Source organism: Pseudomonas sp. GW823-FHT05G12, assembly GCF_058795575.1.
This window is the reverse complement of the sequence record NZ_CM179501.1, coordinates 3,560,883-3,587,436: the sequence shown is the minus strand read 5'-3', so window position 1 is coordinate 3,587,436 and position 26,554 is coordinate 3,560,883. Positions and strand designations below refer to the sequence as shown.

At 64.1% G+C, this 26,554-nt stretch carries 20 protein-coding genes; 7 read left to right on the top strand and 13 right to left on the bottom strand.

What is annotated here, in order from left to right; all coding sequences use genetic code 11:
• The first annotated feature begins 150 nt into the window (after positions 1 to 150).
• Positions 151 to 306, top strand: a complete 156-nt coding sequence (locus AC3RCM_RS16365; protein ID WP_064493526.1) for a DUF2986 domain-containing protein — start codon at positions 151 to 153, stop codon at positions 304 to 306.
• 28 nt (positions 307 to 334) lie between these two features.
• Here the strand turns inward: AC3RCM_RS16365 and AC3RCM_RS16360 are convergent, their stop codons facing one another.
• Complete coding sequence (locus AC3RCM_RS16360) at positions 335 to 709, bottom strand: hypothetical protein (RefSeq protein ID WP_104887417.1); 375 nt, start codon at positions 707 to 709, stop codon at positions 335 to 337.
• 201 nt (positions 710 to 910) lie between these two features.
• Positions 911 to 1,501: a biliverdin-producing heme oxygenase gene (locus AC3RCM_RS16355; RefSeq protein ID WP_104887418.1), complete on the bottom strand. Its 591-nt coding sequence runs from the start codon at positions 1,499 to 1,501 to the stop codon at positions 911 to 913.
• 162 nt (positions 1,502 to 1,663) lie between these two features.
• Here AC3RCM_RS16355 and AC3RCM_RS16350 point away from each other — a divergent pair, with 162 nt between their 5' ends.
• On the top strand, positions 1,664 to 2,155 hold the full coding sequence (locus AC3RCM_RS16350; RefSeq protein ID WP_004575420.1) for a GNAT family N-acetyltransferase: 492 nt from the start codon (positions 1,664 to 1,666) through the stop codon (positions 2,153 to 2,155).
• 113 nt (positions 2,156 to 2,268) lie between these two features.
• On the opposite strand, the gene AC3RCM_RS16345 is transcribed toward AC3RCM_RS16350, so the two are convergent.
• From AC3RCM_RS16345 to AC3RCM_RS16335, 3 genes are all read right to left on the bottom strand, one after another.
• Complete coding sequence (locus AC3RCM_RS16345; protein WP_029615658.1) at positions 2,269 to 3,642, bottom strand: 8-oxoguanine deaminase; 1,374 nt, start codon at positions 3,640 to 3,642, stop codon at positions 2,269 to 2,271.
• A 160-nt stretch (positions 3,643 to 3,802) separates the two neighbouring features.
• The gene (locus AC3RCM_RS16340; RefSeq protein WP_492629023.1) at positions 3,803 to 5,383 is read right to left on the bottom strand and encodes an aldehyde dehydrogenase (NADP(+)); all 1,581 of its coding nucleotides are present in this window, start codon (positions 5,381 to 5,383) and stop codon (positions 3,803 to 3,805) included.
• A 153-nt stretch (positions 5,384 to 5,536) separates the two neighbouring features.
• On the bottom strand, positions 5,537 to 6,919 hold the full coding sequence (locus AC3RCM_RS16335; protein ID WP_104887420.1) for an APC family permease: 1,383 nt from the start codon (positions 6,917 to 6,919) through the stop codon (positions 5,537 to 5,539).
• 282 nt (positions 6,920 to 7,201) lie between these two features.
• On the opposite strand from AC3RCM_RS16335, the gene AC3RCM_RS16330 reads away from it, so the two are divergent.
• The 3 genes from AC3RCM_RS16330 (at position 7,202) to AC3RCM_RS16320 (ending at position 11,158) form a co-directional block, all read left to right on the top strand.
• On the top strand, positions 7,202 to 8,044 hold the full coding sequence (locus AC3RCM_RS16330) for a helix-turn-helix transcriptional regulator (protein ID WP_010953510.1): 843 nt from the start codon (positions 7,202 to 7,204) through the stop codon (positions 8,042 to 8,044).
• A gap of 42 nt (positions 8,045 to 8,086) precedes the next feature.
• Positions 8,087 to 9,469 (top strand): aspartate aminotransferase family protein, encoded by a 1,383-nt coding sequence (locus tag AC3RCM_RS16325; RefSeq protein ID WP_003250846.1) that lies wholly within the window; start codon positions 8,087 to 8,089, stop codon positions 9,467 to 9,469.
• Positions 9,470 to 9,664: 195 nt separating this feature from the next.
• Positions 9,665 to 11,158, top strand: a complete 1,494-nt coding sequence (locus tag AC3RCM_RS16320) for an aldehyde dehydrogenase (RefSeq protein ID WP_104887421.1) — start codon at positions 9,665 to 9,667, stop codon at positions 11,156 to 11,158.
• Positions 11,159 to 11,298: 140 nt separating this feature from the next.
• Here the strand turns inward: AC3RCM_RS16320 and AC3RCM_RS16315 are convergent, their stop codons facing one another.
• From AC3RCM_RS16315 to AC3RCM_RS16285, 7 genes are all read right to left on the bottom strand, one after another.
• Positions 11,299 to 13,536, bottom strand: a complete 2,238-nt coding sequence (locus AC3RCM_RS16315; RefSeq protein ID WP_104887422.1) for a TonB-dependent receptor — start codon at positions 13,534 to 13,536, stop codon at positions 11,299 to 11,301.
• Positions 13,537 to 13,653: 117 nt separating this feature from the next.
• The gene (locus AC3RCM_RS16310) at positions 13,654 to 14,643 is read right to left on the bottom strand and encodes a siderophore ABC transporter substrate-binding protein (RefSeq protein WP_064491493.1); all 990 of its coding nucleotides are present in this window, start codon (positions 14,641 to 14,643) and stop codon (positions 13,654 to 13,656) included.
• Positions 14,640 to 15,416 carry an iron ABC transporter ATP-binding protein gene (locus tag AC3RCM_RS16305; RefSeq protein ID WP_064491494.1) on the bottom strand — a complete coding sequence of 259 codons (777 nt, stop codon included), beginning with the start codon at positions 15,414 to 15,416 and terminating at the stop codon, positions 14,640 to 14,642. The genes AC3RCM_RS16310 and AC3RCM_RS16305 overlap by 4 nt, the downstream gene beginning before the upstream one ends.
• Entirely contained in the window at positions 15,413 to 16,354 is a 942-nt protein-coding gene (locus AC3RCM_RS16300) for an iron chelate uptake ABC transporter family permease subunit (protein WP_019438991.1), read from the bottom strand. Before AC3RCM_RS16300 ends, AC3RCM_RS16305 begins: the two co-directional genes overlap by 4 nt.
• Positions 16,351 to 17,292 (bottom strand): ABC transporter permease, encoded by a 942-nt coding sequence (locus AC3RCM_RS16295; RefSeq protein ID WP_064491495.1) that lies wholly within the window; start codon positions 17,290 to 17,292, stop codon positions 16,351 to 16,353. The genes AC3RCM_RS16300 and AC3RCM_RS16295 overlap by 4 nt, the downstream gene beginning before the upstream one ends.
• The gene (locus AC3RCM_RS16290) at positions 17,292 to 19,049 is read right to left on the bottom strand and encodes an ABC transporter ATP-binding protein (protein WP_104887423.1); all 1,758 of its coding nucleotides are present in this window, start codon (positions 19,047 to 19,049) and stop codon (positions 17,292 to 17,294) included. The genes AC3RCM_RS16295 and AC3RCM_RS16290 overlap by 1 nt, the downstream gene beginning before the upstream one ends.
• Entirely contained in the window at positions 19,043 to 20,836 is a 1,794-nt protein-coding gene (locus tag AC3RCM_RS16285) for an ABC transporter ATP-binding protein (protein WP_104887424.1), read from the bottom strand. Before AC3RCM_RS16285 ends, AC3RCM_RS16290 begins: the two co-directional genes overlap by 7 nt.
• A gap of 109 nt (positions 20,837 to 20,945) precedes the next feature.
• Here AC3RCM_RS16285 and AC3RCM_RS16280 point away from each other — a divergent pair, with 109 nt between their 5' ends.
• Together AC3RCM_RS16280 and AC3RCM_RS16275 are read left to right on the top strand one after the other, a co-directional pair.
• Positions 20,946 to 21,557, top strand: coding sequence for a TetR/AcrR family transcriptional regulator (locus tag AC3RCM_RS16280; protein WP_064491497.1), 612 nt, complete (start codon positions 20,946 to 20,948; stop codon positions 21,555 to 21,557).
• A gap of 205 nt (positions 21,558 to 21,762) precedes the next feature.
• Complete coding sequence (locus AC3RCM_RS16275) at positions 21,763 to 24,669, top strand: HD domain-containing phosphohydrolase (RefSeq protein WP_492629022.1); 2,907 nt, start codon at positions 21,763 to 21,765, stop codon at positions 24,667 to 24,669.
• Positions 24,670 to 24,777: 108 nt separating this feature from the next.
• Here AC3RCM_RS16275 and AC3RCM_RS16270 read toward each other — a convergent pair whose 3' ends face one another.
• Positions 24,778 to 26,490, bottom strand: coding sequence for an FAD-dependent oxidoreductase (locus AC3RCM_RS16270; protein ID WP_064491499.1), 1,713 nt, complete (start codon positions 26,488 to 26,490; stop codon positions 24,778 to 24,780).
• Positions 26,491 to 26,554: the final 64 nt, after the last annotated feature.

Here is a 26,554-nt window from a genome sequence, read left to right as displayed (position 1 = left end):
TAATCTGCGGACTGTGAAAATAACGTCAACGCGTTGAATCCTGCGACCTGCATGGCCGTAGCAGGCATTCGCTGGGCCGTTCACCGCGTTTTCCCCGCGCCGCCGGGGTATGATGGCGGCAGCGAAAACGTACTGACAGGCCCCTAGACCATGAACCGTCGTAAGAAGATCAAGCAGCTATTGCAGGCGCATGCCAAAAAGGCCAGTGCCAAACTGGCGCCACGCAAGCCCAAGTACATTTGCAAGGCGGACCGCTTGAAGATGGAGGCAGAGGCGGTGAGCGAGAGTTCCCAGCTGGCTGACTGACACCGCCCCTGCACCGATCGCATGGGCTTCAACGGCGGTAGTAATAATGCGCGTCATGATGACGCTGGCGCATGGCGCGCTCATGGCGGCGCTCCCAATCACGGCGCCGTTCCCAGTCGCGCCGCCGCTCCCAGTCCCGGCGGGCTTGTTCACGCCGCCACTGTTCGCGGCGCCAGTCGCTTCGGTGGTCGTGCCAGCGATCGTCATCATGCGCCAGGAGCGTGGCCGGCTGTTCAACGGCCACGCTGGCCACGCTCGACCAAGGGTTGCCGGCTGGCTTCAACGGTGACTGGACGGCCGGTAAAACGGGTTCGGCGGCTTTCATCTGCGTTGCCGATGCCGTGCCCATCGCCGCGAGCGAGAACAGGCCGAGCAGCACCAACCTTGCGACATGTATTTTCATGAGCGTAGCCAACCTCTGATAACGAATGAGCCATCTGGCCAGCAGGTGTGGGGGGCGAACCTTGTCTCGCGTTCCGCTACCTTTCTGTGCCTCACACATAGACAGGGAATCAAGAAAAAGTTCGCTACAGCAACAACTTGTAGAAAATCGCCGTGGCGGTTGGTGCTGTGCAGCGCCCGCTAAAGGTGCCGTTGCACTCGGTCAACTGCCTGCAAATACCTCACGCAGATGCCGCCGATAACTGTCGAACGCTGCAATCGCCCCCGCTACCACCTCTGCTTCCTCCTGCTCCCCCAGCACCAGGCTGTCCAGCCTGGCAACAAATTCGCGCCAATGCAGCGCTCGGCCATCCGGGTGAGGGGCCAGGTGGCGGGCCCCCTTGTCACCCTCCAGCCCAAGACGTTGCGTGTGCTTGTAGAGAAACGCCGCCCCCAGGTTCGAACCTTCACTGCAATACAGCCATCCCAAGGCCTGGGCCGAGCTGACACGGACCGGTTGGGCGGGTGTTGGCAGTGGCAGGCTGAGGTCGCGCAGGTCGGCCTCGACTGCCGCGAACCGTGACAGCGCCTCCAGCCCCGGCAGTTGCTGGTTGAGCTGTTCATCCTGATACAACGCCAACAGGCTGCCATGAAAGCGGTGCTGCACCTGCAGGAAGCGCCCATAACGCTCGCGGTTCTCGAAAGGCCGCGCTGCCATTACCAGTTGATCGACGCTGTCATGATCCCTGCTGCTGGCCGCTTTCAGGCGTTTGCAGCGGCTGGGTTCGGTGAAGGGGAAAGTTACAGCGGTCATCGGCGTATCCGTGGCAATAGAGCAAGGTCCCCATGATGCTTGCCCTCCTTGGCAGGCAGCAAGCGTCACACACTCGACCCGACCGAGTTCGCAACGATGGAGTGCAAGGTCGATGCTCATTTATCATGGCGGCTGCTTTTACCATTGCCAAGGATACCTGCCATGAGCGCCCTTCAGTTCCGCACCCCCGTTCCCGCCGATGCCGAGCGTTGCTACGCCATCGAAATTGGCGCCTATGAAGGGGATGAGGCGGCCACGCTGGAGAAAATCCGCACGCGTATCACGCAGTACCCCCAAGGCTTCCTGGTGCTGGAAAGTGACGGCGAGATCGTGGGTTTCATCAACAGTGGCTGCGCCCACGAGGTCGTGATGTCCGACGAGGCCTTCAAAGAGCTGGTTGGCCATGACCCGGCGGCCGCGAACGTGGTGATCATGTCGGTGGTTGTAGACCCGGCCCACCAGGGCAAAGGCTACGCCAAACTGTTGATGAACGAATTCATCGGGCGCATGCACGCGGCGGGCAAGCAGACCATTCACCTGATGTGCAAGGAGCAGCATGTGGCCCTGTACCAGAAGCTGGGCTACCAATACGTGAAACCGTCGCCGTCGGACCACGGCGGCATGGCCTGGCATGAGATGGTCATGGACCTTTGAGTGCACATGACATCGTAGTGTGCGCTACCCGCAGCTTGTCTAGGTGACAGCGCAGCCCAAAGGGCTGCGCATGCCCTTCATTCAACCCGGCGATGCCGAGCTGATGCCAGGCCTCAAGTGCCACTGACCAGCTGATGGGCCAGCTGGTTGTGGCGTTCCAGTACGCGCGGCAGGTCGACGGTGGCCAGCTGGCCGTCTTTCACTACGACGCGGCCGTTGATCACGCTGGTATGCACCTGGGTCGGGGTGCAGAACACCAGTGCCGCCAATGGGTCATGGTGGCCGCCGGCATACGCCACATGGCCCAGGTCGAAGGCGACGAAATCGGCGACCATGCCCGGGGCCAGGGCGCCAATATCATTGCGGTTGAGCACTTTCGCGCCACCCAGGGTGGCAATCTCCAGTGCTTCGCGTGCGGTCATCGCGTCAGGGCCAAAGCCCACCCGTTGCAGCAGCAGGGCCTGACGCACTTCACCGATCATGCTGGCGCCGTCGTTGGAGGCAGAGCCATCGACCCCCAGGCCCACCGGTACGCCGTGGTCGCGCATCTTGCGTACCGGGGCGATGCCCGAGGCCAGCCGCATGTTCGAGCATGGGCAGTGGGCGACGCCGGTGCCGGTGCGGGCGAACAGCTCGATGCCGTGCTGGTCGAGCTGCACGCAGTGGGCATGCCATACATCATGGCCGACCCAGCCAAGGTCTTCGGCGTACTCGGCAGGGGTCATGCCGAACTTCTCGCGGCTGTAGGCGATGTCGTTGACGTTCTCGGCCAGGTGGGTGTGCAGCGACACCCCATACTGGCGCGCCAGCACGGCAGCTTCGCGCATCAGGTCGCGGCTGACCGAGAACGGCGAGCATGGCGCGACCACGATGCGGCGCATCGACCCGTGGCTGGCATCGTGGTAGTCCTCGATCAGGCGTTGCGATTCCTTGAGGATGTCGGCTTCCTTTTCCACCACCGAGTCAGGTGGCAGGCCGCCTTGGCTCTGGCCCACGCTCATGCTGCCGCGCGCGGCATGGAAGCGCATGCCGATCTCGGCCGCCGCGTGGATGCTGTCGTCGAGCTTGCAGCCGTTGGGGTAGATATACAGGTGGTCGCTGGAGGTGGTGCAGCCGGACAGGATCAGCTCGGCCATGGCGGTCTGGGTCGACACCGCGATCATCTCGGGGGTCAGGCGCGCCCAGATCGGGTACAGGTTGGTCAACCAGTTGAACAGCTCGCCGTCCTGAGCGGCCGGTACCACGCGGGTGAGGCTCTGGTACATGTGATGGTGGGTGTTGACCAGGCCTGGTATGACCACCTTGCCGGCCATGTCCAGAATCACGTCGGCGTGCTGCGGGAGGGTTTCGCTGGGGCCGACTTGCTTGATCAGGTTGTCTTCGATGAACAGGCCGCCGTTCTTGATTTCGCGGCGTTCGCCGTCCATGGTGACCAGCAGTGCGGCGTTTTTGACGAGGAGCGTTTTTGCAGGGTTTGTAGATGACATGGTGCAAGCCTGCGCAATACGCATCGGCGATTACCGATGTCATAGGCGCTCGGTATTGTAAGCAAGCTTTTTACTGATTGTATACAGCTCACAGCGCCAGTGCCGGCCTCTCGGCGGCTAGAGCCGCGAAGGGGCCGGCACAGGTTGCAGCCATGAAAGATCACACCGCCTCGCGGCTGCTTACACCCTCCAGCAACCGGGCAATCCCCAGCGGGTTAGCGTTTTTCAACGCATCCGGCAGCAGTGCGTCCGGGTAGTTCTGGAAGCACACCGGGCGCAGGAAGCGGTCGATGGCCAAGGTGCCCACCGAAGTGCCGCGGGCGTCGGAGGTGGCCGGGTAGGGGCCGCCATGCACCATGGCATCGGAAACCTCCACGCCGGTCGGGTAGCCATTGAGCAGCAAGCGCCCGGCCTTGCGTTCGAGCAACGGCACCAGTGAGGCAAAGGCGCGCAAGTCGTCAGGTTCGGCAATCAGGGTGGCAGTCAGCTGACCTTGCAGGTGACGCAATGCTTCGGCCAATTGCTGGGCATCGGCCACTTCAACCACCACGGTGCTAGGGCCGAACACTTCTTCCTGCAACAGCGGGTCGCCATTGAGCAGCAGGCTTACGTCGGCCTTGAACAACTGCGGCTTAGCCTGGTTACCGGTTTGCGGTTGGCCGGCCAGATGCTGGATACCCGGGTGCGCCAGCAGGTGCTGCACAGCGTTCTGGTAGCTGCGCAGGGTGCCAGCGTTGAGCATGGTCTGCGGGCCCTGGTCGGCCATGCGTGCCACCAGCGTTTGCAGGAAATGCTCGAAGTGCGGCGAGCGGATACCCACCACCAGGCCCGGGTTGGTGCAGAACTGCCCGCAGCCCAGCACCACCGAGGCGGCCAGCTCGGTCGCCACCTGTTCACCGCGAGCCTGCAGAGCCTGCGGCAGCACGATCACCGGGTTGATACTGCTCATTTCGGCGAACACAGGGATCGGCTGCGGGCGCGCTGCGGCCATGTCGCACAGGGCGCGGCCACCGCGCAGCGAGCCGGTAAAGCCGACTGCCTGAATGGCTGGGTGCTTGACCAGTGCTTCGCCCACACCGGCACCGTAGATCATGTTGAAAACGCCTGCCGGCATACCGCTGCTGGTCACTGCACGGTCGATGGCCGCGGCCACATGGGCCGCAGTGAGCATGTGCCCGCTGTGTGCCTTGAACACCACCGGGCAGCCGGCGGCCAGCGCCGAAGCGGTGTCACCGCCAGCGGTGGAGAAGGCCAGTGGGAAGTTGCTGGCGCCGAACACGGCCACCGGGCCCACGCCGATGCGGTACTGGCGCAGGTCCGGGCGCGGCAGCGGGGTGCGCTGGGGCAGGGCGCGGTCGATGCGTGCAGCGTAGAAGTCGCCACGCCGTACCACTTCGGCAAACAGGCGCAGCTGGTTGCTGGTGCGGCTGCGTTCGCCGCGGATGCGTGCTTCAGGCAGTGCGGTTTCGCGCATCACGTCCTGGATGAAGTCATCACCCAACGCGTCCAGTTCGTTGGCGATAGCGTCGAGAAAAGCGGCGCGCTGGTCCGGGCGGGTGCTGCGGTAGCTCGGGTAGGCCACCTCGGCGGCCTGGGCGGTGGCCTCGACTTCATCGCCAGTCGCCTGGTGGAAGGCGTAGGGCAGTGTTTCACCGGTGTGGGCGTCGAGGCTGTGCAGCAGCACGTCACCCTGGCCACTGAGCTGGCCGGCGATGTGGTTCAGGCGGTGTTCGATGGACATTTCGTTTCCCGTTGGCAATGACAATCGTTGGTCAGGACTGTAGGGGGCGAACGGCGGGGTGAATAATGATTAATACGGATCGGGTGATAACGAGCAGTTATCACCCGGGTTCTCGCGATGCCTTGCAGGAGCGGTCATGCAAGGCGTCAGGGCTCACTCGGCCATCTGCAACTCTGGCAGCTTCACGCGCAACGCCCGGGTCAGCCCCAGTAGCACCAACAGGCCCAGGCCCATCCAGCACAGGCCGATGGTGAACGACAGGCTGGTCAGGCTGCTCCATAGCCACAACGTGCTGAGAAAGCCCAGGCCGGGAATGGCGCCGTACAGCAGGTAGTTGCGGCAACCGCGCAGTTTCTGATCAACCAGGTAGTGCTTGACCACCGCCAGGTTCACCGCCGAAAAGGCGAACAGTGCGCCAAAGCTGATCATGTTCGCCACGGTATCCAGGGTGATCACCAGAGCGATCAGCGACAGCAGGCTGACCACCAGGATGGCAGTGGCCGGCACGCGCTTTTTCGTCACCAGCTGGCCGAATGCCCGCGGCAATGCGCCGTCGCGGCCCATGGCGAACAGTACGCGCGACACGCTGGCCTGGGACACCATGGCCGAGGCGAAGCAGCCCGCCACGTAGGTAGCGGTGAAGGCGGTTACCAGCAGCTCGCCGCCCACCCGGCGCATCACGTCCACCGACGCCGAATCCGGGTCGGCGAAGCTGCCCCAGTCGGGAAACACCATCTGCGCGCAATAAGACACCACCAGAAACAGCAGACCGCCGATCAACGACACCGCCAGAATCGCCACGGGAATGCGGTAGGTCGGGTTACTGGTTTCCTCAGCCATGGTCGACACCGCATCGAAGCCGAGGAACGACAGGCACAGCACGGCGGCGCCGGTCATGATCAACGGCACGCTGAAGCCATCGTGGTGCAAGGGGGCCAGCAGCGACACCGGCTCCGCCTGTCCGCTGAGCTTGAGAATGGACAGGGCGACGAAGACGATGATGAACACCAGTTGCACCACCACCAGGATCCAGTTAACCCGGGTGATCGACTCGATGCCAATCAGGTTGAGGAAGGTGACCAGGGCAATGGAACCCGCTACCCACACCCAGGCATGGATGGTCGGGAAGTATTCCGACATGTAGATGCCGATCAGCAGGTAGCTGAGCAGCGGCAGAAAGATGTAGTCGAGCAGCAGTGTCCAACCGGTGATGAAGCCGATATGGCTGCCGAAGGCCTTGCGCGTGTAGGTGTAGACCGAGCCGGAGTAGGGGTGGGCCTGGACCATGCGGCCGTAACTGTAGGCGGTCAGCAGCATGGCGGCGAGCGTGAGCAGGTATGCGGTGGGCAGGTGCCCTTTGGTCATCTGGGTGACCAGTCCGTAGGTGGTGAATACGGCCAGGGGCACCATGTAGGCCAGGCCAAACAGCACCAGGGCGGTCATGCTCATGGACTTGCGGAAGCGGCCGGTGCTGGTGCCGGGTTGCGAGGGTGCATGCGGGGCGGGGCTATGGGCTGTACTTGTTGTTGTATGCATTGCTAACTCCTGAAAAGGGATGCAGGACACCGCGGCAGGCGAGCAGGCTCGCGACCGTCAGGTGTTGTGCAAGGAGGTCGAGCGGAAAGCTCGCAGCGCTGGGGCGGGTTGATGCTCCCACACCCTGCAGGCACCCGGAATCACCCTTTGGGGTGAGCGGACACAGCCCTTGCCCGGCTCACCCCAAAGGGTGATTCCGGTGCCTGCAGCGCCGTGGGAGTATCTGCTCAACGACGCACCGCACTGGCGGCGGTGCCACTGAAAAGAAACGGCAGGCTTACAGTGACCAATCAATTGCTTTCAGAACAATGGTTCGAGCACCAGGCCAAGGTCACCGAGGCGATCGGCCGGCCGGGCTTTGCCGCCAGCCTGTTTGCTGCACTGGGTGTGATCCGGCCGATCCAGGCGACCACGGTGTACCTGTACCCGCACGATGGCATGCCCTGTGCGCTGTTCGAGCAGGATGACAAGGCGCCCTGGCAGCCCGAGGGCAATGTCAGCCGCTACCTGTCGGGCTTCTACCTGCTCGACCCGTTCTACGGTGCTTGTGTGGAACAGGTCGAATCCGGTTGTTACGGCCTGTTCGAAGTGGCACCCGACCACTTCGAGGTCAGCGAGTACTACCAATCGTTCTACCGCCACTCGCACCTGGAGGATGAACTCAACTACATCCTGCAGGTGGCGCCCGGGCAAAGCCTGGCGGTGTCGCTGGCCTTCACCGACAAGCTGGATGGACAAAGCCGTACCCGGTTCGGGCTCATCACGCCTTGGGTGCTGGCGGTACTCGGCAAGCATTTTGCCGGGCTGGACAGCCGCGCAGGGCGCTTCGAGAACATCCTTGAGCAACGTATTCATGCCGCGCTGAACAATTTCGGCAGCTCGCTGCTGACCGAGCGTGAATGCCGTATCGCCCAGCTGATCCTGCGTGGCCACTCGACCAAGTCGCTGGCCGAGCGGTTGGGAGTGTCGGAGGACACCATCAAGTCGCACCGCAAGAACGTCTACGCCAAGCTCGACATCGGCACCCAGTCCGAACTGTTCTCCCTGTTCATCGATGCACTGGCCAATGCCCAGGGCGTGCTGGGCAAGGACCCGCTGGAAAGCTACATGGGCAAGCTGCGCTGAACGCCAGCTGCCCTGCAACCCCACCGCAAAGGAAAACCAACAATGAACGCGCCTTTCGCCCCGCAACGCCAGACCCGTGACTACCAGGCAGCCGATGCCGCCCACCACATTCATGCCTTCCTCGACCAGAAGGCGCTGAACGCCGAAGGGCCGCGGGTGATCGTCGGGGGCGAACGCCTGCACCTGTGGGACAGCGAGGGCAAGCGTTACCTGGATGGCATGTCCGGCCTGTGGTGCACCCAGCTCGGTTATGGCCGTCGTGACCTGACGGCCGCCGCGGCCACGCAAATGGATCAGCTGGCCTACTACAACATGTTCTTCCACACCACCCACCCGGCGGTGATCGAACTGTCCGAACTGCTGTTCAGCCTGCTGCCGGGGCACTACAGCCACGCGATCTACACCAACTCCGGCTCCGAGGCCAACGAGGTACTGATCCGCACCGTGCGCCGATACTGGCAGGTGGTTGGCCAGCCAGGCAAGAAAATCATGATCGGCCGCTGGAACGGCTACCACGGCTCGACCCTGGCGGCCACGGCGCTGGGCGGGATGAAGTTCATGCACGACATGGGTGGGTTGATTCCGGATGTGGCACACATCGACGAACCCTACTGGTACGCCGAGGGCGGTGAACTGACCCCGGCAGAGTTCGGCCGCCGCTGCGCCCTGCAGCTGGAGGAAAAGATCCTCGAACTGGGTGCCGAGAACGTTGCCGGCTTCATTGCCGAACCCTTCCAGGGGGCAGGCGGCATGATCTTCCCGCCGGAAAGCTACTGGCCGGAAATCCAGCGTATCTGCCGCCAGTACGACGTACTGCTGTGCGCCGATGAGGTGATCGGTGGCTTTGGCCGCACCGGCGAATGGTTCGCCCATGAATACTTCGGCTTCGAGCCCGACACCCTGTCGATCGCCAAGGGCCTGACCAGCGGCTATGTGCCCATGGGTGGCCTGGTGCTGAGCAAGCGCATTGCCGAGGCGTTGGTGGAGCGCGGCGGGGTATTTGCCCACGGCCTGACCTATTCCGGCCACCCGGTGGCGGCGGCAGTGGCCATCGCCAACCTGAAGGCGCTGCGTGACGAAGGCATCGTGCGCCAGGTGAAGGACGACACGGGGCCGTACCTGCAGCGCATCCTGCGGGAAGTGTTTGCCGACCACCCATTGATCGGCCAGGTGCAAGGGGCCGGGCTGGTGGCGGCGCTGCAGTTCGCCGAGCACAAGCCGACGCGCAAGCGCTTTGCCAACGAGAACGACCTGGCCTGGCAGTGCCGCACCTTTGGTTTCGAGGAAGGGGTGATCATTCGCTCGACCCTGGGCCGGATGATCATGGCCCCGGCCTTGATCGCCAACCACAGCGAGCTGGATGAGCTGGTGGAGAAGACCCGGATAGCCGTAGACCGCACGGCGCGGCTGGTCGGCAAGCTCTAAGCCGCTGACAAGGGCAACGCACTTCCCTGTGGGAGCGGGCACGCCCGCGAACACCGGCGAAGCCGGTGCCATCCACCGTGTCGCCTGATTCGCGGGCATGCCCGCTCCCACAGAGGGAGTGCGGCGTGCTTGCGGACTGTGTGGTACCTGTTACTTGCGCAAGAAGGACCGCCACGACGGTCGTCTGGAGTACAAATGTACACTCTCGAATTCTGGCAACAACGCGCCTCGGACCTCTACCTTCCGGCCCATGCACTGATCGACGGCAAACCCGTCAACGCACAGGATGGCGCCACGTTCGCAGCCATCAACCCCGCCACCAACAACGTAATGGCACAGGTTGCCGCCTGCGGCCATGCCGAGGTCGACCTGGCTGTCGCCAGCGCCCGTCGAGCCTTCGAGCAAGGCCCCTGGCCGCGCATGGCGCCGGGCGAGCGCAAGAAAGTGCTGCTGCGCCTGGCCGAGCTGATCATGGCCCATCGTGAAGAACTGGCATTGCTGGACTCGCTGAACATGGGCAAGCCGGTGATGGATGCCTACAACATCGACGTGCCGGGCTCGGCACATGTGTTCGGCTGGTACGGCGAAGCGCTGGACAAGCTGTATGACCAGGTGGCGCCCACTGCTGCCAATGCGCTGGCCACCATCACCCGCGAAGCCCTCGGCGTGGTCGCTGCCGTGGTGCCATGGAACTTCCCGCTCGACATGGCCGCCTGGAAGCTGGCCCCGGCGCTGGCTGCCGGCAACAGCGTGGTACTCAAGCCCGCCGAGCAATCACCGTTCTCGGCCCTGCGCCTGGCCCAACTGGCGCTGGAAGCGGGGTTGCCGGAAGGCGTACTGAACGTGGTGCCGGGCCTGGGCGAGCAGGCCGGGCAGGCGCTGGGCCTGCACCCGGATGTGGACTGCCTGGTATTCACCGGCTCCACCCAGGTGGGCAAGTACTTCATGCAGTACTCGGCGCAGTCCAACCTCAAGCAGGTGTGGCTGGAGTGCGGCGGCAAGAGCCCAAACCTGGTGTTCGACAACTGCCAGGACCTGGACCTGGCGGCGGAAAAGGCCGCCTTCGGCATTTTCTTCAACCAGGGCGAGGTGTGTTCGGCCAACTCGCGGCTGTACGTGCAGCGTGCCATCCACGATGAGTTCATCGAGCGCCTGCAGGCCAAGGCTCGCCAGTGGCTGCCCGGTAACCCGCTGGATCCGGCGAGCCGCGCCGGGGCCATTGTCGATGCCGGGCAGACCGGCCGCATCGAGGCCGCCATCGTGCGTGCCGGGCAAGAGGGCGCGCGATTGGTGTGTGGCGGCCGACGCCTGACCATCGAAGGTTCGGACAACTACATCGAGCCGACCATTTTTGCCGGTGTCGAGGGCCGCATGAGCCTGGCGCGCGAGGAGGTGTTCGGCCCGGTACTGGCGGTCAGCGCTTTCGACACGGAAGAAGAAGCCGTGCGCCTGGCCAACGACAGCATCTATGGCCTGGCAGCCTCGGTGTGGAGCGACGACTTCAACCAGGTGCACCGGGTAGCCCGGGCGTTGAAAGCCGGTACCGTATCGGTGAACACAGTCGATGCGCTGGATGTGACGGTGCCGTTCGGTGGGGGCAAGCAGTCGGGGTTTGGCCGCGATCTGTCACTGCATTCGTTCGACAAGTATTCGCAGCTCAAGACCACCTGGTACCAGTTGCGCGGCTGATGTATTGATCATTGACCGCGTCGTCTGCTTCGCGGGCATGCCCGCTCCCAGGTTTCAGCACAAGTCTGAGGGTTGTGCTGGACCTGTGGGAGCGGGCGCGCCCGCGAAGAGGCCGTATCTGGCGCCGCAGCGGGACCCGGTTAGAAGTCCACGCTAGCCGAAAGCTGATAGGTCCGCGGCGCCCCCAACCCCAGGGTCTGGGTCAGTGGCACACCCCAGTAGTCCTTGTCCCCCAGGTTGGCGATGTTCGCTCGCAAGGTGACCGGCTTGTTGGCGACCTGGGTCACAAAGCGGGCGCCAACGTCGAAGATCGTGTAACCCGGAATCGACAGGCTGTTCTCGGCATTGATGTATTGCTTGGACTGTGAGGTCACGTTGCCGGTCAGGGTCAGCCCATCCAGGCCGGGGATGTCCCACTCCATGCCCAGCTTGCCCTGCACCTTGGGGTAGGCCGTGGCGGTCTTGCCATCGTTGGCACCGCCTGCGGTCTTGGTCAGCTTGGGGTCGACATAAGCCACGCCCCCCATCAGGCGCACGTCGGGCAGAGGGGCACCGAAGAAGCTCCATTCCACGCCCCGATTACGCTGCTCGCCACCGAACGAAAAGATGTTGGTGACCGGGTCGGTATAGCTGCCCGGGCGCTTGATTTCATACAGCGCCAAGGTGTGGCTGAAGGTGCCCAGGTCGAGCTTGAGGCCGATTTCCTTCTGTTTTGATTTGTACGGCGCGAACACGTCGCCATAGTTGGCAGCGGTGATCGGTGCGGCCGCGCCTTTGCTCAGGCCTTCGATGTAGTTGGCGTACAGCGACAGCTCATCGGTCAGCTTGAACAGGATGGCCCCGGCAGGGGTGGTGGCGTGGGTGTCATAGCCTGGTTTGTTGCGGGCACCGGTATTGGTGTTGTAAGTGTCGGTGACCACTTCCTGGCGACGTACGCCGAGGGTTAGTTGCACCCGGTCATCCAGCACCGACAGGGTGTCGGCGATGCCATAACTTTTCAGGTCGTTTTCCGTGTGGGCAATCAGTGGCCAGGCCTCCGATACCTTCGGGCCCCAGACAGGGTTGTAGATATTGGTCGTCCAGTTCGAGCCGGCGGCGCGGCGGCCGAAGTCCTTTTGCGTGTCGCTGTACTGGGTGGCGTTGACCGACCATTGGTGGTTGATGCCGAAGGTGTCGAAATGGCCACGCAGCCCCACCTCGGCAGAAGTCTTGTGGATCTCCATCTGCAACTGGCCCATCGCGGTGGTGAAATCACCGGCGCTGTTGTTCACCGTTGCTGTGAGTGCGCCGCTGTAGCGATAGTCCGTCTTGCTGGTGCCGACCGCGCCATAGGCCAGCAACTGGTCGTTCAGCTCGTACTCACCACGCAGGATGACGCCCTTGTCCTTGGTTTCCACATAAGCCCAGTCGGGGTTGAGCAGTGTGTCGTTTTTTGGCGGTTTGGGGACTGGTACCCCAGCGGCCAGGCCCATGCCGCGGTTCTGGCCGCTGATGTGGTCGTCGGTATCGAACAGGTCGAGCGACAGCTTGCCACGTTCGCCACGCCAGTCCAGGGCCAGAGAAGACAGCACATTGCGCTGGCGTTGATCGTCGATGGCAGTGTCGCCGTCGCGGTACATGCCGTTGAAGCGCACGCCAAACTGGTTGCCCTCACCGAAGCGCCGGCCAACGTCGACATGGCCGCCAAGCTGGGCATCGGAAGCGTAGGTGGCGGTCAGCCGGGTCAGCGGCGTGTCGCCAGCGCGCTTGGGAATCAGGTTGACAATACCGCCCACCGAACCGCCGGGCGGCATGCCGTTAAGCAGCGCCGACGGGCCTTTGAGTACTTCGATGCGTTCGTACATTTCGGGTGAGGCGCGGTAGTAGGGGGCCATGCCGAACAGGCCATCGATAGTCATGTCACTGACGCTGGTCTGGAAGCCGCGGATCGAGTAGTTCTCGCTGTAGGTGCCGGTCAGGCCGTTGCTGAACACTGACGGGTCGGTGGCGGCGATAACGTCGGTGATGTCCCGGGCCTGCAGATCCTGAATGTAGGTGTCGGTGTAGCTGACGGTGCTGAACGGCGTTTCCATGAAGTCTTTGTTGCCCAGCAGGCCCACCCGCCCGCCGGTGGCCACCTGGCCGCCGGCATACACCGGTGGCAGTGGATCGGCAGCGCTGGCTTGGGCGTCGATCAGGGTGGCGGGCAATTCCGGGGCGGCGGTTTTTTCTTCAGCGGCCTCGTGGGGGTTGGCTGCGTCGGCGTGTGCGGCGATTGGCGCCAGTGTGCAGCTACCAAGGGCCAGGCCAATGAATACGGCATGTGCCAGCGGGGTGCGCGGCAGCGCAGGCAATGCCAGGGCAGGGGACGAGAGTGTGTGCAAGGTACGGATGGACACGCGATGGCTCCAGAGGGACAGATGGCGGGTTGTGTTTTTGCATTTAAAAAGCGAAGACGTAAGGCAAATGAGAATCACGTGCTAACGCAGTAGCAGGCATTTGCAAAAAGGCAGTGCCTAGTCCTGATAGCCCCTGATCACGTCATCCGCGATCAAAGCCAGTGAGGTCGGGCTGGCGGCCGTGACGTACCAGGCCTGCGGGTCGACGAACACCACGCGGCCGTGCTTCCAGGCGTTGGTCTGGCGCAGCAGGGGGTTGTCCAAGGTGTCTGCCGTCATCATTGGGCGGTGCTCCATGACGGCGGTGCGATCCACCACATAGAGGATGTCGGGGTTGGCCTGCTGGATGAACTCACTGGAAATCGGCTGGCCATGCAGGCCGGTATCCAGGGTAGTGGTGGCCGGCTTGACGCCCAGGTCATTGAAGATGAAGCCGTAGCGCGACTGCACGCCGAAGGCGCTGAAGGCGCCGTTGTTGTGCAGCACCACCAGGGCCCGCTCCGGGCGGTCGCGGGTGACGCTGCGCACCTGGGCCAGCTTGGCCTCCAGTGCGTCAGCCTTGCGCTGGGCCAAGCCTTGCTTGCCGAACACCTGCCCAAGGCTGAGCAGGTGCTGCCTGACCATGGCGACATGCCCGGTTTCGCTGTCGCGATAGTCCACATCGAAGTGCAGGGTCGGCGCCATTTCGCTCAGTTCGTCATAGTGGTTGGCCTGCAGCGAGGTGATCAGGATCAGGTCAGGCCGCGCCGCATGCACCCGCTCCAGGTTGGGCTGCACGATCGAGCCGACATCTGCCGTTTGCCCGGCATCCTTATAGCGTGCAAGAAAGTTCGGCACGAAGTCCTTGGGCATGCCCGCCACGGGTACGCCCAACTGGTCGAGGAAGTCCACTTCGTTCATGTCCAGAGCCACCGTGCGCTGTGGCAGTTGACTGATCACTGTGGTGCCCAGTTTGTGCTGTACGGTTAACGGCGTGTAGTCGCCATGGTGCGTGGTGTTCGCCGGTGCCGCTGTGGCTGCCGTGGGCTCGTTGCAGCCGTGCAGGGCGAAGGTGGCGGCTAGCAGTAGCGCCAATGGCCAGCCGTTGGCGGGGTGGTTGCGGTTCATTGCTGTTCTCCGGGTGGGTTGAAGTAGTTGCACAGGCGGCCGCGCGCGCTGTGGGTGATGTCGAAATCCAGCCCGTACAGCGCGTGCAGCTGTCGCTCGGTCACAACCTGCTCGACGCTGCCGCTGCAATGCACACGGCCACCCTGCATGGCGACGATGCAGTCGGAGTAGGCGGCGGCAAAGTTGATGTCGTGCACCACCAAAATCACCGTGCGGCCGAACTCGTCGCACAGCCGACGCAGGGCGCGCATGATCTGCACGGCGTGGCGCATGTCGAGGTTGTTCAACGGCTCGTCCAGCAGCAGATAGTCGGTCTGTTGGGCGATGGTCATGGCCAGAAAGGCCATTTGCCGCTGGCCGCCGCTGAGTTCATCGAGGTAGGCCTGGCGCAGCGGCTCCAGGGACAGAAAGGCAATGGCCTGGTCGATGGCCCGACGGTCTGCAGCGGTGAGCGCACCACGGCTGTAGGGGAAGCGGCCGAACGCGACCAGTTCGTCGACGGTCAGGCGCAGGTTGAAGTCGACCGACTGGCGCAGGGTGGCCACGCGCCGGGCATAGTCGCCGATGGCGATGCTGTCGATGCTTTGCCCGTCCAGGCGTATGTCACCGCTGGCAGGCGCCAGCAGCCGGGCCAGCATCATCAGCAAGGTGGACTTGCCGGCGCCATTGGGGCCGATCAGCGAGGTCAGCTGCCCGCGCGGGAAGCTGGCGCTTACCCCGCTCAACACCTCTTTGCTGCCATAGGTTTTGTGCAGGTCGTGGACAGTAATCATGCGGCTCCCCGGTTGCGCACCATCAGGGCGAGGAAGTAGGTGCCACACACCAGGTTCACGAGGATGCCGACGGTGGTCCTGTAGTTGAAGACATGCTCGACCAGCAACTGGGCGGCAATGAACACGGCAATGGCCACGGCGCTGCCGAGGGCCAGGGTGACCCGGTGGCGGAAGGTACCGGCCATCGCATAGGTGATGTTGGCGACGAACACGCCCATGAATGCCGTGGGCCCCAACAGGCTGGTCGACACCGCGACCAACGCTGCGATCAGCGCCAGCAGCAGGCGCACGTTGCGCCGGTAGTCCACGCCCAGTGAAATGGCCTGGTCGCGCCCGAGTGCCAGCACGTCCAGCACCGGTACGGCCCGGGCCAGCAGCACACACACGCCCGCCACCAGCACGGCCGAATACAGCAGCAACTGCGGCGATGCCCGGTTGAACGAAGCCTGGGTGTAGCCCAGCAGCATCGAGAACTCGCCGGGGCTGACTTTCAGCTGGACGAACTGGGTGAACGTGGCCATGACCATGGTCAGCACCAGGCCGACCAGCAGCAGGAAGTACACGTTGTTTTTGCCGTCACGAAACAGCCAGCGGTGCAGGGCCCAGGAGTAGCCGAGCATCAGTAGCATCGAGAGCAGGAAATTGCCGTCACTGCCGAGCACGATCAGCCCCTGCACGCCCATGCCCAGCACCAGCAGCGCCTGCAGCAGCAGGTAAACGGCTTCGTAGCCCATGATCGCCGGGGTGAGGATGCGATTGCCGGAAAGGGTCTGGAAGGCGATGGCGGAGCAGGCCACGCACACGCCACCGATCACCATGGCCGCCAGGCGCACAAGGCGCTTGGGGATGAGGTATGCGAAATCCGCCCCGGCGTTGACGAACACGAACAGCGTGGCCAGAGCGACCACGGCCAGCCACAAGCAGTGTCGGCCTTTCATCGCTGCCTCCAGATGATCAGCCCGAGGAAGATCAGCCCGCCCAGGCCGCCTGCAGTCAGGCCGATGGGCACTTCGAACGGGTAGATCAGCAACCGCCCGAGCAGGTCGCAGACCAGCAGCAAGGCCGCACCGCCCAGCGCCACCAGTGGCAGGGTGCGGCGCAGGTTGTCGCCATGGCGCAGGGCGACCAGGTTGGGCACCACCAGGCCGACGAAGGGGATGGCGCCGACGATGATCACGCTGGCCGACACCGTCACTGCTACCAGCAGCAGGCCCACCGTCACGTTGGTGGTGTAGTTCAGGCCCAGGCTGGTGGCCATGCCTTCGCCCATGCCCAGCACGGTGAAGCGCTGTGCGTACAGGTAGGTGAGCAACACGATCGGTACAATCAGGTAGAGAATTTCGTAGCGGCCCTGCACCACCTTGGAAAAATCACCCAGTAACCAGCCCTGCATGCTTTGCAGCAGGTTGAAGCGGTAGGCGTAGAACTCGGCCAGCGCACTCAGCACGCCGCCGTACATCAGGCCGATGACCGGCACCAGCACCGCGTTGCGGGCGCGTATGCGGCGGATGAGGGCGACAAACAGCAGGCTGGCGGCAAAGCACACGGCCAGTGCCAACAGCATGCGCAGCAGTGCCCCGGCCGCGGGCGCCAGGCCCAGCGACAGCAGGATGCCCAGGCGCGCGGCATCGAGCCCGCCGGTGGTGCCGGGTTCAACGAAACGGTTGCGCACGATCTGCTGCAGGATCACACCGCATACCGCCAGCCCGACACCCACCAGTATCAATGCGGCCAGCCGTGGCAGGCGGCTTGCGGTCAGGGTCAGCCAGGCGTCGCCTTGCAGGGTAAGCAGCTGAGACCAGGCCAGCTCACGAACGCCGACAGCCAATGAGGCCGCGCACAACACCAGGAACAGGATGAGGCATGCAACACGCATCAGTCGTGTTCCACCCTCGGTGCCCCGATGCGCCAGCCGTTGGCGGCGTGGCGCTGTTCGAGCATGCGTGCATAGTGCCCGCCATTGGCGCGCAGTGTGGCCGGTGTGCCTTGCTCGACAACCTGCCCGGCGTCCAGCACCACGATATGGTCGGCCATGGCCACGGTGCTGAGCTGGTGTGCGATGACCACCAAGGTGCAACGCCCATGCAGGCTGTGCAGCGTCTGGGCAATCACGGCCTGGTTCTCGGCATCAAGGGCGGCGGTGGCTTCGTCCACCAGCAGTACTGGTGCTTGCCTGATCAGCGCACGGGCAATGGTCACACGCTGGCGTTCGCCACCGGAAAGCTGCGCACCACCTTCGCCCACGGACGTATCGAGGCCCCCGCGCAGCCGTTCGAGGGTGTGTCCCAAGCCGGCCATGTGTGCCGCTTGCAGTACCTCGGCGTCGCTGGCATCGGGTTTGCCGATACGGATGTTGTCGGCGATGCTGCCCTGGAACAGCCAGGTGTCCTGCAGTACTTGGCTGACTGTGTCGGTCAGGCTGGCGCGGGCCATTTGCCGCACGTCGACGCCGCCAATGCGCACACTGCCTTCGGTGGTATCGAAGAACCGTGCAATCAGGCGCATCAGTGATGTCTTGCCTGAGCCCGAGGCGCCGATGACGGCGGTCATGCTGCCTGCCGGGATGTGCAGGTTCACGTTTTGCAGCACGTCGGGCCCGGTGGGGTTGTAGCGCAAGCTCACCCCTTGCAGGTTGATTGCGCCGCCCGCCGGCCGGTGGGGCGAGACGGGTTCTGGCAACGGCTTGGCTGCCAGGATCCGTTCGATTTCCTGCAGCTGGCCATGGGCCCCGCGCAGGATCTCGACATGGCTGGCCACGTCCTGCAGCGGGTCGATGAAGCGGCACACCAGCACCAGTGCCACGATCACCGCAACTGCGTCCTGCGCTTGGCCACCCGCCTGATCGCCGAACCACAGGCCGGCGGCCACCAACAGCGCGGCAAATGTTGCCTGCACGGCCCAACTGTTGAGCAGTGCTGACAGCGAAGCACGAATGATCAGGCCCATGCCGCTGCTGCGCTGGCGCTCCAGGCTTTGCGCCAGCAACCGTGTGCCCCCACCCTCCCCATTGAAGGCCCGCAGCACCGACTGTGCCTGGGCGAACTCCACCATACGCTGGCTGGCGGCGGCGAAGTGCTGGTGAAAGGCGTGATCGGCCCTGCGCCCCAGGCGTGCGCTAAACAGCAGCACTGCAGCCAGCGCCGGCAGCGCTAGCAGGGCGACAAGCCCCAGCGGCGGGTGCAGGATGAACAGTGCTACCAACAGCACCAGCGGCGTGACGCTGCCACTGATCAAGGGCGTGAGCACATGGGCCGGCAGTTGAGCCACAGCCATCGTGCCCTGGGTGATCACATGCCCGAGCCGCGCGGTGTTGTCAGGGGTGAACCAACCCAGTGGCAGCTGTGCTACTTGGGCGCCAATGTGCTGGCGGCCGCCTTGCAGCACCGCTACCGCCAAGCTTATGCCGGCCTTTTCCACCTGGCGTCGCCAGGCCCAGCACAGCGTCATGCCGGCGGCCAGCACGACCAACCAGGCACTGGCAGCGTGTATTTCGCTGTTCAGCAGATGCAGCATGAGCGGCGCCAGGGTACTGATGGTCAGGCCACTGAATACCCCGTACAGCACGGTCATCAGCAGGTAACGGCGCCAGGCCGGGGCGCATTCGCCCAGCAGTCGAACGAAGGTTTTCAGCATGCTGGCAGCGCCTTTTTCACGGTGTCCTGATAACCACCCTGCGCCCACAGCCGTGCATAAAGGCCTTGGCGGGTGAGCAATTCGCTGTGGCGCCCTTGTTCACACAGGGCGCCTTGGTCCAGCACCAGGATCTGGTCGGCATGCATCACCGTGTCCAGCCGGTGGGCGATGACCAGTAGGGTGCGACCCCGGGCGAAACGCGACAAGGCATCCTGGATCGCCGCCTCGCTCTCGGCGTCGGCGGCTGCGGTGGCCTCGTCCAGTACCAGCACGGGCGGGTCGAGCAGCACGGCGCGAGCAATGCTCAGGCGCTGCTGTTCGCCCCCGGACAATTGCGCGTCTTCGCCCACCACTGAGTCATAGCCACGCGGCAGTTGCAGGATGCGTGTGTGAATGTTGGCCAGGCGCGCAGCCGCTTCGACTTGTTCGCGGGTTGCAGCCGGTTTGCCCAGGGCGATGTTGTCGGCCACGCTTGCATGGATCAGCCGCACCTCCTGCAGCACGAAACCTATGCGTCGGTACAGTTCGCGGCTCTCGATCTGCCGCAGGTCGACGCCACCCAGGGTGATGCGCCCGGCGTCTGGGTCGAAAAACCGTAGCAGCAGGCGCGCCAGGGTCGACTTGCCGGCGCCAGAGGGGCCGACGATGGCGGTCGTGGTGCCGGGGGCCAAGGTGAAGCTGACGTCATCGAGCACGTTGTTGCCGGGGGCGTAGGCATGGCTCAGTTGCTCCACGCGCAGTTCGCTGCCGTTGGGCAGGCTGCCAACCGCAGGGGCCGGCAGCACCGGGGTGTCCAGCAGGGCCTGCACCCGCTGGGCCGCCCCTACCGCGTTGTTGAGGTCGTGGGTGATGTAGTGCAACAACTGTAGCGGCGCGCACAACCCAGGTGCGACCAAGGCAAAGGGCAGTATCTGTAGCGGCTCTATCCAGCCCAGGGCCACGAACGCCATGCCTGCCAGCAGCACCACACCCACTACCGTCACCGGCGCGATCAAGGCATTGGCCCGTGCCATCGCCGCAACCAGTGGGCGGGTGAAACCGGTGAAGGTGTTGGCAAAGGCATCGACCGCGGCACGGTAGCGGTCCTGCGCGTTGCCGCGCCCGCCGAATGCTTTGACCAGCGGCATGCCATTGACGAACTCGACCACCGCGTTGTCGATGCGCGCCATGCCCGCAACCACATCACCCATATGCGCTGCGCTGGCCTTGATGGCACGGTGCAGAAACAGGAAGAACGCCGGGAAGGGCAGCAGCACGACCACGGCAAGGCGCCAGTCCATGGCGAACAGGTAGGCCACGGAAATCAGCACGGCGCCCACGGTGCGGCCCAGTGTGGTGAAAAAGTGCGCGGTCAGGCTGTGCAGTGTGCCGATGTCGTCCTGCATGGCCCGTTTCACTTCGCTTGATGCCCGCTCGCTGAACCAGCCGAGCGGCACTTGCATCAGGCGCTGGCCGATCGCCACGCGCAGGTGATGGGTGATGTGGTTGTCGGCCTGGTGCGCCAGCATTTCGGCTGCGGTGATCAGGGTCATGCCAGTGAACAGGCTGGCGATGCTGGCTGCGATGGCCCGGCCAATGGCGCCCGATGTGGCGGTTTCGCTCAACGCCAGGTGTGCGATGTGCGCAATGCCTGCCAGCGGTACCAAAGCCAGCATCGAACCCGCCGCAGCCAGCACCGCCGACAGCGCCAGCCGCCCGCGAATGGGGGAAAGCACACGGCTGAGCGGGCTGCGGGCTTTGTTTGTTGAAGGGGCGGCATCGTCAAGGGGCGTTGATGAATCGGACATGAAGCGGGCCTGGAAAGCTGCAAATTAATTAGTTGCATGACTATAAACTAATTTGCGAAAACCCGACAAGGCAGCTACAAGACTGTCTTCACAAAGCCTGGAGGAACCGATGCAACCACCACAACGCACCCCCGGACGCGGTCGCCCTCGCACCATCACCCGTGAACGGATTGCCGACGTGAGCATCGCCATCGGCTTGCCCAACCTCACGTTCGTTGGCGTGGCCGCTGCGTTGGGCGTAAGCCACATGGCGCTGTACAAGCATGTGCCGAACATCGAAGCACTCAAGTGCCTGGTGGCCGAGGAGATCTTTCAGCGCTGGCAGATCCCTAGGGCAGACGGGAATTGTGTAGAAGGGTTGCAGTCCTACCTGACGCGCTTTGCCACGTCGGTACAGGCATTCGTCAAGGCCCACCCGGGTCTGACGCCCTATGTGATCCGCAGGCTGGCAGCGACAGAAGCGATGATCGACAAGATCAATGACCACCAGGCGCACATCGCCCAGGCCTACGGCCTGAGCCTGGAACAGGCGCGCTGGTTGTTGTCGACGGTGGCGTTCCATGGCTTTGCCGTGGCCGATACGGTGTACACGGTGTCGGGGCGCGAGCCGCTGCTGGAGGCCGACCGGGCTGGCGAAGAATCGGAGATGGAAGTGGAGTTGCTTGAGGGCATGCAGGCGCTGATTGTCGGGGCGTTGGTCATGCTGGAGCAGCGGGGTTGAGCCTCATGTAACGGCTGTGCGCCTTTTACTGCCCAGGTTAACTTTTTTGCCATCCCGGCAGAAAGCCCACGTACGCTCTACACTGCTGCCAAGATGGACCAGGGCAGCTTGCCAACATTTGGCCCGTCACGCTGCCTGCGAATGGCCCTGGCCTGCATGATCGTTCTGGCTGCTCCTTCAAACTGCCACACATGGAGTACCTGGAATGGGCTGCGTGTCGAATGGCCGTGTTGCCGGTAAAGCCGGGCGTGGCATCTCGCTGCAATGGCTGGTGGCGCTGGCCATCGTGCTGGGCATGCTGCTGCTCGGCGCCGCCCTGGCCTGGCAGGGTTACCGCGGAATTCGCCAAACCCTCGTGGCCGCCGCTGGTGATGCCGCCCAGCAGGTTGCCAAGACGATCGACGAGCGCGCCAGGCGCCTGATCGAGCCGGCGCAAAGCAGCATTCGCCTGCTGGCCCACAACACGACGGTGCACACCCAGGCACAGCGCCTGGATCGGCTGCCACAGCTGGTGGAAATGCTGGACGCCAACCGCATGCTCAGCGCCGCGTATCTGGGTTACCCCAGCGGCGAGTTCCTGTTGGTGCGTCGCCTGCGTGACCCACAGCTGATGCAGCGTTTCGCCGCTCCACCGGGCACGGCTTTTCTGGTGCAGAGCGTCAGCCATGGCGACGGCGCCAAGGTGCAGGGCGAGTGGCGCTTTTATGATCGGGCGCTGAACTTGTTGCAGGCCCAGGCCAAACCTGACTATCGCTACGATCCACGCCTGCGCCCCTGGTTCGCTGAAGCCACGGTACAACCCTCTACTGTGCTGACGCGCCCCTATGTGTTCTTCACCACCCGCGAGGTCGGCTTGACCATGGCCCAACGTAGCGTCGACGGTGGGGCCGTGATCGGCCTGGACGTTTCGGTCAACGACCTGGCCAGCGAGACTCAGGACCTGCGCATGACCCCGGGTACCGAGATCGTGGTGGTCGATGACCAGGGCAACGTTGTGGCCTATCCGGACCCGCAGCGGGCAATCGTGCACGAAGGGCAAGGCGTGCGCCTGTCGCGGGTCGCCGAGCTGGGCGCTCCCAGCCTGGCGCAGCTATACGCTGACCTGCCGAAGGGCAACCAGCCTCAGCCTTATCAGGTGGACGGCCAGACCTGGTATGGCATTCGTGTGCAGCTGACCACCCTGGCCGGGCACGACTTGCACGTGCTGATTGCCGTACCAGGCCAGGAGCTGCTGGTGGGGGCACGCAAAGTCTTGTTCGAGCAGTTGCTCTGGACCGTGGCGCTGATGGCCGTGTTGCTGGTGCTCGGCGGTGTGCTTGGCCGGCGCATTGGCCGCCCGCTGCGGCTGTTGCGCGAGCAGGTTCAAGGTTTGGCCAGTTTTGATTTCAGCCGTGAAGTGGGCGTGCACTCGCGGGTTTCCGAGGTGCGTGAGCTGAGCCGTGTGCTGAGCCGCATGTCCGGTACTATTCGCCACTTTCAGGCGATTACCCTTGCGCTCAGCCGCGAGCGAGACCTCGAGCGCATGCTCGATGGCGTGCTGAGCCATCTGGTAGAAGCTGCCGGGGGCGACGCCGGCGGGGTTTACCTGTACGACGCTGAACAGACTTTGCTGCGCCTGGCCGCCTCGTGCCGCGGTGAACACTACCCAAGCGAGCTGGCAGTGGATGAAGGCGCCCGGCAGCACTTGGCTGCAACAGTGACCCAGGCCCTCGGCCTGCACGAGCGCAGCCTGGCCGTGGTGCTTAATGACCGTAGCCGGGCACTGTTGGGCATCCTGGTCCTGCAAATGGACGAAGAGCAGGCGCAGGAGCGGGTGGGCGAGGCATTTCGGCGCTTTGTCGAGGAATTGTCCGGAGTGGCTGCGGTGGCTATCGAAACCCGCCAGTTGGTCGAAGCCCAGCAACGCCTGCTGGACGCCATGATCAAGCTGCTGGCAGACGCCATCGATGCCAAGAGCCCCTATACCGGTGGCCACTGCGAGCGAGTGCCTCAGCTGGCGCAGATGCTGCTGGATCAGGCAGTAGCAGCCGACAGCGGTCCGTTCGCCAGCTTCAGCATGACCGAGGCAGAGCGGTACGAGTTCCGTGTGGCAGCGTGGCTGCACGATTGTGGCAAGGTCACCAGTCCCGAGTACGTGGTGGACAAGGCGACCAAGCTGGAGACCCTTTACAACCGCATCCACGAAGTACGCATGCGTTTCGAAGTGCTGTGGCGCGATGCGGAGCTGGCCTACTGGCAAGGCCTGGCCAGTGGCGCCGACCAGCAGGTGCTGAAAGCCGCACTGCAGCGAAGCCAGGCCGAGCTGCAGGACGACTTCGCTTTCGTCGCCCAGGCCAACATCGGCGGCGAGTTGATGCAGGACACCGATATCCAGCGCTTGCAGGTGATCGGCAAGCGCCGCTGGCTGCGCCATTTCGATAACCGCCTGGGCATCTCCCGTGACGAGGCGGAACGCCTTGTTGGCGTGCCGCAGCCTGAACTACCGACAGAGGAGCCATTGCTGGCCGACCGCCCCGAGCACTGCGTGCCCTGGGGTACCCGCACGCCGCCGGTGGTGAAGGGCGACCCGCGTAATATCTGGGGGTTCGACATGCACCTGCCAGGCCACGCCAGCAACTACGGCGAGCTGTACAACCTGTCGATCCGCCGTGGCACGCTGACTGACGAAGAACGCTTCAAGATCAACGAACACATCGTGCAGACCATCATCATGCTCAGTTCACTGCCGCTCCCGCGCCACCTCAAGCGGGTGCCCGACATCGCCGGCAACCACCACGAAAAGATGAACGGCAGCGGCTATCCGCGCCGGTTGGACGGGCAGGACCTGGGCATCGCCGAGCGAGTGATGGCGATTGCCGACATCTTCGAAGCACTGACGGCAGCAGACCGGCCATACAAACCCCCGAAAACGCTGTCCGAATCGGTGAAGATCCTGGTGTCCATGGCCCGCGAGGGGCACGTAGACGGGCAACTGCTACAGCTGTTCCTCAGCAGCGGGGTATACCGCCAATATGCCGAGCGCTTCCTGCGCACCGAGCAGATCGACGAGGTGGATGTGGCCTACTGGCTGGCGCAAATTCAGGAGCGCAGCGCGGCGAGACCTGTGAGCTGAGGGGCGACAGCACTGAACAATCAGACCGCGTGGCGCTCGATTCAAGCGTCACGGCCTTTCCCTGCGTCCTCCAGCAGAGCGCCGACCACCCGGGTATTGTGGGTCAGCTCACTCATACCCCTGCACCCCGGCAATGTGCCGTCCGGCGACATAGCCAAAGGTCAGCGCCGGCCCCAGGTTGATACCGCCCGACGGGTACCAGCCACCAAACACGCTGGCCATGTCGGTACCTGCTGCGTACAGGCCTGCAATCGGTTGCCCGGCCTCATCCAGTACACGGGCATTGCCGTCGGTGCGCAATCCGGCAAAGGTGCCAAAACAGCCGGGCTTTACTTTCACCGCATAGAACGGCCCGTGCTCGATGGGCGCCACGCAAGGGTTAGGGCCCTTGTGCTGTGGGTCACCCTGCTTGCGGTTGAACGGCGTGGAACCACGGCCAAACGCCGGGTCCTGGCCGTTACGGGCATGGCTATTGAAGTCAGTGACCGTGGCGCGCAGCCCGGACGGGTCAATGCCGCAGGCCTGGGCGAGCTGCTCGAGCGTGGCGCCGCGTTTCAGGTAGCCGTTGCGCACATGCGGCCCTACCGGCAGCGGTGCCGGGCGGGCATGCCCCAGGCCATAGCGGCGCAAGAAGCGATGATCGCAAACCAGCCACGAGCACACCTCCTGACCCTGCGGCACTGCAGCGACCATGGCCGACACATAGTCGTAATAGCCATGCGCTTCGTTGACGAAACGCTTGCCGTTGGCCAGCACGCCGATAACGCCCGGTTTGCCGCGCTCGATAATGTGCGGGAAGTGGCCGATGCTGCCGTCGCGATGCGGCACCTGTGAAACCGGTGCCCAAGCCACTGGCGACCTCAGGTCGGTATCAACCACACCGCCGGCGGACTCGCCCAGCCGCAGGCCATCGCCAGAACACCCCTTGGGTGGCAGCGCCAGATTGTCGTGGCCGCTGGCATCGCGCGGGAACAGTTGCTGGCGCCGGGCGTTGTCATTGGGGAAACCACCTGCCGCCAGCACCACGGCCTTGGCGCGTATCAGCTGCTCGCCCTGTGGCGTCGCGACCCACGCCCCGCGCACCTGGCCATCCTCGATCAGCAGGCGTTTGGCCGGCGCCGACGCTTGCAGGTGTACACCCAGGTCCTGTGCCGATTTAGCCAGGCGCGCCACCAGCGCCACACCGTTGACCAGGTGCATGGCCCGACCATGGCGGGCCAGGTGGTACAGGTGGCGGCCAAAGCGCTTGCACACGTGCAGCAGGGCTTTGGGCGAGCGGGTCATGTTGAGGAAGGCGGCAAGGTCGGCACCGGCCATGATCGGCATGCCCATGAACGAGGTTTCGCGCATGGTCTTGCGCAAGCGTGGCAGCAGGGCGCCAACCTCGCGGGCATCGTAGGGCGCGGCGATCACCTGGTGGCCGCCAAGGGCTGCCCCTGGCGTATCGCCATGCATGTCCGGGATGCCGTTGCCGTCGGCAAACTGCAACGCCGTGTACTTCTCGAAAAACGCCACCATGTGCGGGCACGCCTCAAGGAAGGCATCGACGCGCTCGGCATTGTAGTTTGCCCCCAGCTCATGGCGCAGATAAGTCCGCGGCTGTTCGATGTCTTCCTCGATGCCGGCCCTGCGCGCCAGCGGGTTGCGTGGCACCCAGGCCCAGCCGCCGGACCAGGCGGTGGCACCGCCAAACACCGGTTCTTTCTCCGCCACGATCACCTTCTGCCCATGCCAGGCAGCCGTGACGGCCGCCGCCAGCCCGGCGGCGCCAGAACCTATGACCAGTACATCGCATTCGGTTTCGAGAGGAGCGGAAGGCATTGCGGGTTTCCTGTGCTTTTATTAGAACAATGTTCCACATTCTTATCAGCAGCGGGTGGTCCTG